Source organism: Kribbella sp. CA-247076, from assembly GCF_050942445.1.
Lineage (GTDB): Bacteria > Actinomycetota > Actinomycetes > Propionibacteriales > Kribbellaceae > Kribbella.
Genome location: NZ_CP192051.1, coordinates 4432699 through 4443930, shown reverse-complemented (window position 1 = coordinate 4443930; position 11232 = coordinate 4432699). Strand labels below are relative to the sequence as shown.

The window sequence follows — 11232 nt, the reverse complement described above, 5'->3', positions numbered from 1 at the left end:
TCCGGTGGGGTCAGTCGCCGTTGAGGGTGTCGTTCACCGGCGCCCAGCGGAAGTACTTCGGGTCGGAGAAGGTCATCGGGACCTTGCCCAGACTCTTGATCACGGTGCTGCCGCCGGCCGCGTGCCCGACGGCGTACAGGTAACCGGACTGCGTGTCCCGGTCGATGCCGAGCAGCAGCGTCCCGGTCGCGCCGCACTTGGTCGCGATCAGCTGCTCGAAGCCCTGCCAGGTGGTGGCCCGGACCGTGCTCGCGCTCGGCACACTCAGGTAGCTGGTCGGCCACCGGACGGTCATGAGCTGGCCGGACCGGGTGTTCGCGAGGAACGTCTCGTACGTCGCCGTGCGGCTGATCAGCGTCATCGACTTCACCGTGCTGAGCCCACCGACGCCACCGGTCTTGCGCCAGCCGGCACCCTCGGCGACCCAGCGGTGCATGGTGCCGTCGGTCTGCTGGCCGTACAGCGTGTTCCGCGACGGCCGGTGGATGGACTGCTCGATCCACCGGAAGTTGCCCCAGCCGCCGCCGATCCGGAGGTTGTTGTGCGGGTAGTGCGGGTCGATCTGGCTCTGGCCGTCGACGACGTACGCGCTCGAGTGCAGCGCGCCGCCGAGCACGGTCAGTCCCCGGCGGGACTCGCCGTTGCCGAACGGCGAACCGACGAACGTGCCAGTGTGCTGGACCTGGCCCGGCGCGAACACGCCGGCCGTTCCGCGGACGCCGCCGACGGTGATCGGCGCGGTCGCGGTGACCGTACGGCTGGTGTGCGCCCCGGTGGCGGTCACCGAGCCCAGCCGCAGCGAGCAGGCGGCGTTCGCGGCACTGGTGCCGGTGGTCGCCGAGGTGCCGGCCTGCGCGGGTGCACCGGCGGCGAAGCCGAGGCCGGCCGCGAGTACGGCGGCAGCGGCCAGACCTGTGGTCTTGCGAAGCATGTGGATTTCCTCCCCTGTGGGCGAAGGCCCCCTGACCTTCGTCGTGCGTTGGATTCCGGCCGCCGCCGAAAAGTTCGACCGCTGACTGTCACAGGCGGCGTCGCTGTCCGGTCATCTTTGGTGACAGGTAGCCGAGGACCTGGTCAGGAAGAGGAAGGCATGAGTACGACGTGGCGCCCCGACAACCCGCCCGACGACCCGCCCGACGATCCGCGGTCGGCGGGTCTGGACGCGCTGCCCCGTCCGGTCGCCGTGGCGCTGGGTGGCGGAGGAGTGCTCGGAGCGGCGCACGTCGGCGTCGGCTACGCGCTGGAGCACCGCAAGTTCGTCCCCGACCTGGTCGTCGGTACGTCGGTGGGAGCGCTCACCGGCGCGATCGCGGCGGCCCACCCGGACCGGGCCGCGCCCTGGCTTGACCACGTCTGGACCAACCTGCGCCGCCGGGACGTGTTCCCACTGGGCTACCTGTCCTCGCGGACCAGCATCTTTACCGACCGCGGCCTGCGCCGGCTGATCGAACGAGCCGAGTTGCCGGCCAGGATCGAGCAGTTGCCGATCCCGTTCACGGCCGTCGCGATGGATCTGGCGACCGGCGACCCGGTCTGCCTGGACCACGGGGATCTGCCGTCCGCATTGCTGGCGAGTGCGGCGATCCCGGGCGCGCTGCCTCCCGTCGTACGGCAAGGGCGGACCTTGGTCGACGGCGGGCTGGTCGCCTACGTGCCGGTCCGTGAGGCCGAGCAGGCTGGTGCCGCCAGCGTGGTGGTGCTGTCGACCGGTCCGGCCAGTTGGCCGGTGCGCCCGACCCTGCCGCGCCGGCGTCCCGGCGCGATCGCCTCGCGGGCCGCGGTCCTGCAGGTGCACCACCAGATCGAGGTCGACCTGCAGGACGTCGCCAAGCGCATCCCGACCGTCGTGCTGCCGACCGGCGTGGACGAGTGGCCCGCACCCTGGGACTTCAGTCATTCCCAGCGGCTGATCAGCACCGCGTCCGTCACCGCCGGGCGCTTCCTCGACGGGTTGCGGATCAGCGGGCCCGGTCTGTACCGGACCGACGATCCCGCGGGCAGCATCGCCTCAGCCATCCCCTCCTCCCGATCGGGGGCCGGACAGTGAGCACCGTCGCGTTCCTGAACATCGGCATGCACGGCCACGTCAACCCGACGCTGCCGGTCGTCGCCGAGCTCGTCCGCCGTGGGCACACGGTCAGCTACCACGCCACGCCCGCCTTCCAGGCGGAGATCGAGGCCGCCGGTGCGACCGTCCGGCTCTACTCGGGCGGCGAGCAGCCGTTGCCCGATCCACCGATCCCGCTCGGGTTGCTGGAGGGGCTCGCCGAGACCGCGGTCCGCGTGCTGCCCAAGGTGCTCACGGAGCTGCGGGAGATCCGGCCGGACCTGATCGTCCACGACGCCGCGTGCGTGTGGGGAGCGGTCGCGGCTCGTGAGCTGGGGGTGCCGGCGGCTTCGTCGTACACCACCTTCGCGTTCAACGAGCAGGTGTCCAGTCCCACCGGTCCGTCCGCGGACCTGTTGCTCTCGGCACTGTCTCGTCCGGGCAGCGCCCAGGGCTACCTGCGTGCCCGCTGGGAGCTGCGCCGCAAGTACGACGTCAGCACGCTGCCACTGGTTGACCTGGGCAACATCGAGCAAGGGCTCAATCTGGTCTACACGTCATCCGCCTTCCAGCCCGGCGCCGACGAGTTCGACCAGTCGTACCGGTTCGTCGGCCCGAGCATCGGCGCCCGTCCCCCCGACCCGCAGTTCCCGGCCGGCGAGCTCCAGGATCCGGTCCTGTACGTCTCGCTGGGGACCGTCTTCAAGGCCGAGCCGGCGCTGCTGCGCACGATCACCACCGCCCTCGCCCCCCTCGGTGGCACGGTCGTGGTCTCGACCGGCCAGACCGATCCGTCCGCGCTCGGCGTGCTGCCGGACAACGTGCTCGTACGCCGTTCCGTGCCGCAACCCGACGTACTCGCCCGGGCCGCGCTGTTCGTCACCCACGGCGGGATGAACAGCGTCAACGAGGCGATGTACGCCGGAGTGCCGATGCTCGTGGTTCCGCAGGGTGCCGACCAGCCCTTGGTGGCCGCCCGGATCGTCGAGCTCGGCGCCGGTCTGACCTTGCGGACCGACGAGGTGGCCGAGGCGACCGTGCATACGTCCGCCCGGCAACTGCTGGACGACCCGCAGTTCCAGGCCGCGGCGGCCAAGCTGCAGGCTGCCCAGCGAGAGGCGGGCGGCTACGTCCGTGCGGCCGACGAGCTCGAGCGCTACCTGAGCGCCTCCGGCGGAGCCTCCCGCGCCGCCGATCCCGCGCAGGAAGGCTGATCGATGACCCCGGTCGTCGCGCTGATCCTGCTGGCCGGTCTCTCCGAGGCGGCCGGCCGGGTCCTTCCACTGGTCTCCCGCCGGCCGGGAATGTCGCGCCCGCTGGTCGCGAGTCTGCTGCTGGTCGGCGCCTTGATCGAGGCCACCGTGATCGCGCTCTGGCCGCTCACCGCGTGGACTCTCGCCGGGCTCGTGGACTCCTCGGCACGGACCGACACCTCCGGGCTGGTGTGGACACCCGCGCTGGTCGCACCGCTGGTGCTCGCGGGCATCCTCGCCTTCCCGTGGCTCGGGCCGCTGCTGCACCTGTTGCTCCTGGCAGCCGTCGGCGTGAATCTGGCCGGCGCTCTCGCGGACGCCGGCGGACTGGGCTGGTGGATCGCCGCCGCCTGTGTGACCGTGGCCGGCGTCGGACTCGCGCTCGCCGTCGAGCTGGTACGGCGGCTGGTCGCGACGATCCTGGCATCCGGCGCACGGAAGGCCGTCGCGTGAACACCTTCCTGCTCTGGGTCCTCGGGCTCGGCCTGGCGCTGATCATCGAAGCCCTGCTGGCCCGCTACGAGGTGCTCGCGTACAGCGTGGGCTGGAGGACTCCGGTCAGTCAGCTCCCGGAGGGATTGCCCTATGCCCGCGGCGCGGCGCCTGACCGGCCACCGGCGGCGTACCTGGTGTTCCTCGACGGCATCGGCAAACGCCACTTCCACGACAGCCGGGACGGCGGTCAGCTGGTCAAGGCTCTGCTCGACGGCGCCCCGGAGCTGCGGGTGCTCGGGCAGGTCCAACCGTACTCACCGCTGGCCGCGCCACTGTCCGGCCGGCCGGTGTGGAACTGGCTGCGCCGCCGGGCGGGCCTGCTGCTCTTCCTGCACAACGTCGTCCAGACGTTCGTGGCCGCCGACCGCCGGTACCGGCCGCTGTACAACGGGGCCGTCGGCAACCAGATCGCCACGCAGCTCCGACTCGCCGGCTACCAGGCCGACAGCGGGATCCCCGTCGTCCTGCTGAGCTACAGCGGTGGTGCGCAGGTGGCCACCGGTGCGGTGGACGAGCTGTACACCCAGCTGCGCTGCCCGCTCCTGCTGATCCTGCTCGGCGGTTTCCACAACGGCGCCAACGATCTGACCCACGCCGAGCACGTCCATCAGCTCACCAGCGCGAGCGACCGGATCGAGCGGGTCAGTACCTGGATCTTCCCGCAGCGCTGGCGGTTGTTGCGCCGGACCGCCTGGAACCGGGCGCTGCGGACCGGCCAGCTCACCGTGCACCGGCTCGATCCGGCCACGCACGTCGGTCCGCGCAGCTACATCAGTCCGACCGCGATGCTGCCCGACGGTCGAAGCCACCTGGACCGTACGGCCGATCTGGTGCTGGAGCTCATCCGCGCCCGCTACGGCGCGACCGCGGCCACCGACGAGTCGTTGCCCTGAGCACGCTTCAGCTGCGGCGGCCCTGTTCCCGGGCCAGACTCAGGGCCATCGCTTCCTTCAGCGCGGCCATGATGTAGGCCGGGATCTTCAGGCCCTGGCGCTCGGCCCAGAGGAGCTCGCGTTCCACCAGGCTCACCTGCCGGGCGACCTCGAGCAGGTCGCGGTCGAAGTCGAGCGCGCGGGCGACGTCACCGAAGTCCGCGCGTTGCCGGCGGTTGTTCACGCCGACCAGGTCGAACGATCGGCGGCGCAGGATCCGCGCGAGCGCGAGCTGCCAGTCGCTCAGCCCTTCCTCACCCACGAGCACCTCGGCCGACATCCGGTAGAACGCGAAGTGTCCCGGCTCCTGCCGCTTGATCGGCGCGATCACCGTCTCGGCGATCGCGTGTTCGCCCATCGACCGGAGCCCGTCGACCAGCCGCGAGTACGCCACCACGGCGGACCGCTCGGTGGCTGCGCCGGTCAGGTAGTAGAGCAGCCGGATGACGCCGAGCATGCCGGGCAGATGCGAGAGTACGCCGACCAGCCGGATGCGGGCGCTGACGGCCAGGCCCGTCTCGGCCGGGGTCATCCCGAAGCCCTGCTGGACGGCATCGAGCAGGATGCCGTGCTGCAACTCCTGCGGCGACCAGACGTCCTCGTAGAACAGGCGGTCGGTCTCGGTCGCGTCCGGCATCAGCGCACGCAGTTCGAGGACGTTCCGCTCGACCTCCAGCTCGACCCGGGTCAGGTAGTTGAACACCCCGCCGTACCGGCGGCGGACCTCGTCGGGGTCCTTGATGGTCAGGTCGGCGGCGGCCAGCGACAGCGGCGGATGATCCTCGGCGAAGGTCTCCACGAAGCGACGGAGACCGTCGGCGGACACCCGCCGGGGAACGGCGCTTCGTCCCTCCTGCGTACTCGACTGGGGCATGGCGGCACCCTTCGGTGTGAGCTGGCTTCGAGCGGTCGTTGACCTTCGCAACGATCTACCCATTACGACCGGACGCGTGCTCGCCGTGTGACAGGGAGTCGGCAGGATCACACCGAGTTCTGCGCAGCCCGCAGGCCCGCGATTCGTCAGGCGTTGACGAGTGCGAGAACCTCAGTGCGGAGCTTGTTCATCGTGCTCGCGTCGGCGGCTTCGACGTTCAGGCGGAGGAACGGCTCGGTGTTGGAGGGACGCAGGTTGAACCAGGCGCCACCGGGCAGTGAGACGGTCAGGCCGTCGAGGTGGTCCGTGGTCGCGCCGGCGGCCAGGTAGTCGGCCTCGACGCGCTCCAGTGCGGCCGGGATGTCATCGACCCGGAGGTTGGTCTCACCGCTGGCGACGTACCTGGAGAACTCGGCGGTGAGCTTCGAGAACGGCTGGTTCGTGGTGGTCAGGGCGGCCAGCACGTGCAGGGCGGCGAGCATGCCGCTGTCGGCCCGCCAGAACTCGCGGAAGTAGTAGTGTCCGGAGTGCTCGCCACCGAACACCGCGTCGTGGTCGGCCATGACCTGCTTGATGAACGAGTGGCCGACGCGGGTGCGAACCGGTCGACCGCCGTGCTCGGTGATCTGTTCGGCGACGGCCCTGCTGGTGATGGCGTTGTAGACGACGGCCGATCCGGGATGGCGGGCCAGCTCGCGGCTCGCGACCAGGCCGATGATGTTGTTGGGGGAGACCGCGGCGCCGTTCTCGTCGACGAAGAAGCACCGGTCGGCGTCGCCGTCGAACGCGAGCCCGAGGTCGGCGTGCTCCCGGCGGACCGCGGCCTGCAGGTCGGCGAGGTTCGCCGGATCCATCGGGTTCGCCTCGTGGTTGGGGAAGGTGCCGTCGAGCTCGAAGTACAGCGGGACGATCTCCAAGGCCGGGTGCTTCAGCACGACCGGGACGGTCCGGCCGGCCATGCCGTTGCCGGCGTCGACCACGATCTTCAGGCGCCGGCCGCCGAGGTCGACCAGGCCGTGCAGGTAGTCGGAGTACTCCGGCAGCAGGTCGTCGTACCGCAGGACGCCGGGCGCCCCGTCGTACCGGGGGAGACCGGTCTCCAGCAGCTTCCTGATCTCCCGCAGGCCGGTGTCCTGGCCGACCGGTGCGGCGCCCGGCCGGCACAGCTTGATGCCGTTGTACGCCGGGGGATTGTGGCTGGCCGTGATCATCGCACCGGGCACGTTGCGGCTGCCGGACGCGAAGTAGAGCAGGTCCGTCGAGGCGAGTCCGATCGCCAACGCATCCGTCCCGCGGCTGGTGACGCCACGTGCCAGCGCGTCGGCCAGACCGGGGGAGGACACGCGCATGTCGTGCCCGACCGCGATCTGCTCCGCGCCGAGCTGGTGTGCGAACGCGGCACCGACCTGGAAGGCGAGCTCCTCGTCGAGCTGATCGGGAACGATGCCGCGGATGTCGTAGGCCTTGATCAGCGCGCCGAGGTCACGGGTGACGGTCATGCCAGCCGGTCCAATCGGGCGACGCCGATGGCCGCGTCGGCCATGCCGTAGAAGACGTATCGCACGCCGTCGATCTCCTCGATGGCGGTGGGGAAGACGACGTTGCCGACGGTGCCGACGCGTTCTTGTTCGGTTTCGGGGACGAGCAGTGGTTCGGTGGTGCGGTCGATCACCTTGGTGACATCGGCGGCGTCGAGCAGCAGCGCGCCGGCGGTGTAGCTGACCTTCTGGGTGGTCGGGTCGAACCCCTTCGGCTGCTCGCCGGTGACGCCGTGGTGGATCACCAGCCACCCCTCCGGGACCCGCAGCGGCGCCGGCCCGGCGCCGATCTTCAACTCCTCGAACGGGTACTGCGACATCGCCACCAGCCGGTGGTGACGCAGGTGCACCAGATTCCGCACGTCCTTGTCGACCTCGGCCACCGGCACGAACGAGACCCAGATGCCGGGGCGGTCGTCGGTGACGCCGGCGGGCAGGTGGACGCCTTCGCCGTCGCGGAACCAGCCCAGGTCCCACATCGGGCGGTGCAGCATCGCGTAGGCCGGTTGGCCGTCGGGGCCGGTGACCGGTTCGGGGAAGAACACGGTGTCCTTGTTCGGGAACAGGTTCAGGTCGGTGTCCAGGTCGGGCTGGTACTCGAAGTGCAACGGCCCCAGCCGCCGCCAGTCGCGCAGGTCCCGCGAGACCGCGAGCGCCGGTTTCGGGCCGAGTGGGCCGTAGGCGACGTAGGTCATGACGTGGGTGTCGAGCGCGGGGATCCAGGTGACGCGGGGGTCTTCGACGCCGGCGTTGTTCAGGCCGCGTTCCCAGCCCTCGTCGGGGGCGAGCACGACCCCGTCGCGGCGGACGCCGACCGGCACCCCGTCCTTGAGTTCCACCTCGGCCAGGCCGACGCGGGAGACGTTACCGGCCGCGACCAGCCGCGGCAGCAGATACAGCGTGCCGTCCGGGGTGTGCCCGGTCGCCGGGTTCAGCACGCCCTCGGCCTCCAGGTCGTTGCCCGGCTCCGGCGTCATCAGCACGCCGACACGCGTCAGGGTGTAAGGAACAGTCACGACAGAACAGCCTTTCTCGGATCAACCCTTCAGCCCGGACTCGATGCCCTGGGAGATGAAGTGCCGTTGGAAGTAGACGAAGATGGCCACCGCGGGGGCGGCGAGGACGCAGGCGCCGGCCAGGACGGCGCCGAACGGGTTGGCGGCGCGGGCCGACACGGTGGTCAGGTAGTTGGACAACGCCACCGCGAGTGGTTGGAGGTCTTGCTGTTTGGTGATCAGGAACGGCCAGAGGAACTCGTTCCACGGCCCGATGAACGTCAGCAGCACACCGGTCAGCAGGGCCGGCTTGACCAGCGGGATGGCGACGCGCCACAGGATGCCGAGCTCGCCGGCTCCGTCGATCCGGGCGGCGTCGAACAGCTCCTGCGGGAGTTGCAGGAAGTACTGCCGGAACACGAAGACCGCGGTCGAGTTGATCGCGAACGGCAGGATCATCCCGAGATAGGAGTCGGCCAGCCCGTAACTGCGCACGATCAGCACGTACAGCGGGATGGTCAGCAGCTGGAAGGGGATCACCTGGACGAGCAGCATCAGGTTGAAGACTGCACCCCGCCCGCGGAAGCGCAGGCGCGCCAGCGCGTAGCCGGCCAGCACGCCGAACACCAGCGTCCCGAGGATCACCCCGCCGGTGAAGATCCCCGAGTTGAGCAGGGTGCGGCCCAGACTGATCGCCTCGTTGATCTCGACATAGTTGTGCCCGGTGAGGTTGCCGGGCGACGGGAACGCCCCGCCCACGGACGGGTCGGGCTCGGCCTGCAGGGAGCCGATCAGCATGTAGTAGAACGGAAACAGGAACACGAACGCGCCGACGAGCAACGCGACGAAACGCCACCGCATCAGTCTTCCTTTCCGACGAAGCGCCGTTCGATCAGCGCCAGAATCAGGACGCCGATGACGAGCAGGATGCCGATCGCGGCGCCGATGTCCGGGCTGCCCTGCTCGATGCCCTTCTGGTACATGATCAGGACCGGTGAGGCCGACGCCCCGTCCGGACCGCCGCCACCGGTGAGCAGGTACGGCTCGGTGAACAGGTTCGCGCCGGTCACCGTCGCCAGCAGGACGACGAGGGTGGTGGCCGGCCGGACGCCGGGGACCGTCACGTTGAGGAACGACTTCCACCGGCCGGCGCCGTCCATCGACGCCGCCTCGTACAGATCCTTCGACACGTTCTGAAGCGCCGCCAGATACAGCAGGATGAAGAAGCCGAGTTGCTTCCAGGTGACGTAGATCGCGACCGTCGGCATCGCCAGCGTCGAGTTCACCAGCCAGGACGGGTCCGGTGCGAGCGGTCCGAGGATGGAGTTCACGAGTCCGTCGGTGTTGAACAGGAAGAGCCAGACACCGACGACCGCGACGCTGGCCGTCACGTACGGGACGTAGTACGAGACCCGGAAGAACGTTCGCCATCTGATGGCCGCGTTCAGCGCGGACGCGAGCAACAGCGAGAGGACCACCGTGAGCGGCACGTTGATCACCAGGAACACGAGCACGTTGCCGAAGGCACGTCGTACGGCGGGATCGGACAGCACGGTCGCGTAGTTGTCGAGCCCGACGAACGGCCGCTCCACGATCGCGCCCGGCGCGGTGAAGAAGTAGTCGTGGAACGACATGTAGACCGCGAACCCGAGCGGATACGCGAACACGAGCGCCAGGAACGCGACGTACGGCGTGACGAGCGCGGTGCCGACCGGCTGCTCGCCGGTCAGCCGCCCCCGCCGGGCTCGCCTGACGGGAGCTCGGCGGGTGGGGGCTTCGCGGACGGGCGCGGTAGTGGTCATGACTGGGATGCGAGCTCGTCGATCTTCTGTGCCGCGCCGTCCAGGGCCGGACCCGGGTCCTCGCGCCGGAAGATGACCGACTTGGAGTAGGCGTCCCGGAACGTCTGCCAGATCGTGATCGAGTTCGGCACGTTCGGCACCTCGACCGTCCGCGCGGCCTGATCCGCGAACGTCTTGTAGTCCGTGTTCTTGGCGAAGTAGTCCGGGTAGGCGGCACCGACGTCCTTGCGCAGCGGCATCTGTCCGGTCGTCTCCAGGAACTTGCCGTCCTGCTCCTGGCTGGTCGCGAACTTCAGCACCTCCCACGCGGTGCCACGGTTCTTGCACGCCGAGTACATCGCCACGTTCTTCGCATCCGAGAACGTGTGGACCTCGTTCGCCGGCTTCCCCGCCGAGGTCGGCACCGGCACGACACCCCAGTCGACCTTGCCCTTGTACACGGAGATCGCCCACGGGCCGACGATCGCCATCGCGGCCTTGCCGTCGGCGAACGCGTCGCCGGTGTACTTCTCCTGGCCGGCCAGCTTCTCGGCGTACATGGTCCGCCAGAACTGCGCGACCCTCTTCCCCTCGTCGGACGCGAATGTCGCCTTGCCGTCCTCGACCAACTGCTTCCCGCCGGTCTCGGCCGCGTACAACGGGTAGAAGTCGAACCAGGACTGGAAGAACTCGTTGCTCGGCGCGGGGAGGATCGCGTACTGCGCACCCTTGCCCGCCACCACCTTCCGCGAGGTCGCGAGGAACTCGTCGTACGTCGCCAGCGCCGGCTTCTCCGGATCCAGCCCGGCCTTGGCGAACGCCTTCTTGTTGTAGAAGATCATCACCGGGTTCGACTTCCACGGCAGCTGGTAGTACTTGCCGTCGGTCGACTTGTACTGCCCCGCGACATCACCGGACCGCTCCTCGACGTACGACGTCCCACCGTCGAACCCGTCCAGCGGCACCAGCCCGCCCTGCTTCTGGAACTGCGACACCGACGCCGGCGAGGTGTTGAAGATTAGGCACGGCGCGTTCCCGGCCGTGATCGCCGCCCCGATCACCTCCTCCGAACTCTTCCCGGTCGGGATCTCCTGAGCGGTGACCTTCTGGTCCGCGTGCGCCGCGTTCCAGGCCGCCACCATCTGCTTGCCCCAAGCAACCTCTTCGGCGTTGTTCGAGTACCAGATCGTGATCGGGCCGTTCGCCTGTGCGTCCGGGCTCGCCTCGCCACCGCCACCGCAGGCCGCGACCGTGGCCAGGGTGACGGCCAGGGCGGCGGCCGTGATCGTTCGTCTCATCGTTCCTCCAGCAAGTCCA

General features: G+C 69.7%; 11 protein-coding genes. 4 read left to right on the top strand and 7 right to left on the bottom strand.

Translation table 11 applies throughout. From position 1 onward, the window contains the following. Positions 1 to 10: 10 nt before the first annotated feature. Positions 11 to 931 carry a hypothetical protein gene (locus ACQPYZ_RS21040; protein ID WP_433158541.1) on the bottom strand — a complete coding sequence of 307 codons (921 nt, stop codon included), beginning with the start codon at positions 929 to 931 and terminating at the stop codon, positions 11 to 13. 159 nt (positions 932 to 1090) lie between these two features. Here ACQPYZ_RS21040 and ACQPYZ_RS21035 point away from each other — a divergent pair, with 159 nt between their 5' ends. Genes ACQPYZ_RS21035 through ACQPYZ_RS21020 form a run of 4 tightly spaced genes read left to right on the top strand, consistent with a single transcriptional unit; the run spans position 1091 to position 4688 of the window. After that, positions 1091 to 2047, top strand: a complete 957-nt coding sequence (locus ACQPYZ_RS21035) for a patatin-like phospholipase family protein (RefSeq protein ID WP_433158539.1) — start codon at positions 1091 to 1093, stop codon at positions 2045 to 2047. Further along, the gene (locus ACQPYZ_RS21030) at positions 2044 to 3261 is read left to right on the top strand and encodes a macrolide family glycosyltransferase (RefSeq protein WP_433158536.1); all 1218 of its coding nucleotides are present in this window, start codon (positions 2044 to 2046) and stop codon (positions 3259 to 3261) included. Before ACQPYZ_RS21035 ends, ACQPYZ_RS21030 begins: the two co-directional genes overlap by 4 nt. A 3-nt stretch (positions 3262 to 3264) precedes the next feature. Beyond that, positions 3265 to 3753, top strand: a complete 489-nt coding sequence (locus tag ACQPYZ_RS21025) for a hypothetical protein (RefSeq protein WP_433158534.1) — start codon at positions 3265 to 3267, stop codon at positions 3751 to 3753. Beyond that, positions 3750 to 4688, top strand: coding sequence for a hypothetical protein (locus ACQPYZ_RS21020; protein ID WP_433158531.1), 939 nt, complete (start codon positions 3750 to 3752; stop codon positions 4686 to 4688). The genes ACQPYZ_RS21025 and ACQPYZ_RS21020 overlap by 4 nt, the downstream gene beginning before the upstream one ends. Before the next feature lie 7 nt (positions 4689 to 4695). Here ACQPYZ_RS21020 and ACQPYZ_RS21015 read toward each other — a convergent pair whose 3' ends face one another. From ACQPYZ_RS21015 to ACQPYZ_RS20990, 6 genes are all read right to left on the bottom strand, one after another. Continuing rightward, positions 4696 to 5601 (bottom strand): GTP-binding protein LepA, encoded by a 906-nt coding sequence (locus tag ACQPYZ_RS21015; RefSeq protein WP_433158529.1) that lies wholly within the window; start codon positions 5599 to 5601, stop codon positions 4696 to 4698. 146 nt (positions 5602 to 5747) lie between these two features. After that, complete coding sequence (locus tag ACQPYZ_RS21010) at positions 5748 to 7100, bottom strand: phosphomannomutase/phosphoglucomutase (RefSeq protein WP_433158526.1); 1353 nt, start codon at positions 7098 to 7100, stop codon at positions 5748 to 5750. Continuing rightward, a complete protein-coding gene (locus tag ACQPYZ_RS21005) occupies positions 7097 to 8155 on the bottom strand; it encodes a glycoside hydrolase family 130 protein (RefSeq protein ID WP_433158523.1) in 1059 nt (352 codons plus the stop codon). Before ACQPYZ_RS21005 ends, ACQPYZ_RS21010 begins: the two co-directional genes overlap by 4 nt. 21 nt (positions 8156 to 8176) lie before the next feature. After that, entirely contained in the window at positions 8177 to 8995 is an 819-nt protein-coding gene (locus ACQPYZ_RS21000; protein WP_433158520.1) for a carbohydrate ABC transporter permease, read from the bottom strand. Further along, positions 8995 to 9936 carry a carbohydrate ABC transporter permease gene (locus ACQPYZ_RS20995; RefSeq protein WP_433158518.1) on the bottom strand — a complete coding sequence of 314 codons (942 nt, stop codon included), beginning with the start codon at positions 9934 to 9936 and terminating at the stop codon, positions 8995 to 8997. The genes ACQPYZ_RS21000 and ACQPYZ_RS20995 overlap by 1 nt, the downstream gene beginning before the upstream one ends. Beyond that, complete coding sequence (locus ACQPYZ_RS20990; protein ID WP_433158515.1) at positions 9933 to 11213, bottom strand: extracellular solute-binding protein; 1281 nt, start codon at positions 11211 to 11213, stop codon at positions 9933 to 9935. The genes ACQPYZ_RS20995 and ACQPYZ_RS20990 overlap by 4 nt, the downstream gene beginning before the upstream one ends. Positions 11214 to 11232: the final 19 nt, after the last annotated feature.

Excerpts from the sequence above, each read along its gene's own strand:
- ACQPYZ_RS21040 (WP_433158541.1), bottom strand. The coding sequence starts at position 931 with ATGCTTCGCAAGACCACAGGTCTGGCCGCTGCCGCCGTACTCGCGGCC.
- ACQPYZ_RS21035 (WP_433158539.1), top strand. The coding sequence starts at position 1,091 with ATGAGTACGACGTGGCGCCCCGACAACCCGCCCGACGACCCGCCCGAC.
- ACQPYZ_RS21025 (WP_433158534.1), top strand. The coding sequence starts at position 3,265 with ATGACCCCGGTCGTCGCGCTGATCCTGCTGGCCGGTCTCTCCGAGGCG.
- ACQPYZ_RS21015 (WP_433158529.1), bottom strand. The coding sequence starts at position 5,601 with ATGCCCCAGTCGAGTACGCAGGAGGGACGAAGCGCCGTTCCCCGGCGG.
- ACQPYZ_RS21010 (WP_433158526.1), bottom strand. The coding sequence starts at position 7,100 with ATGACCGTCACCCGTGACCTCGGCGCGCTGATCAAGGCCTACGACATC.
- ACQPYZ_RS21000 (WP_433158520.1), bottom strand. The coding sequence starts at position 8,995 with ATGCGGTGGCGTTTCGTCGCGTTGCTCGTCGGCGCGTTCGTGTTCCTG.
- ACQPYZ_RS20995 (WP_433158518.1), bottom strand. The coding sequence starts at position 9,936 with ATGACCACTACCGCGCCCGTCCGCGAAGCCCCCACCCGCCGAGCTCCC.
- ACQPYZ_RS20990 (WP_433158515.1), bottom strand. The coding sequence starts at position 11,213 with ATGAGACGAACGATCACGGCCGCCGCCCTGGCCGTCACCCTGGCCACG.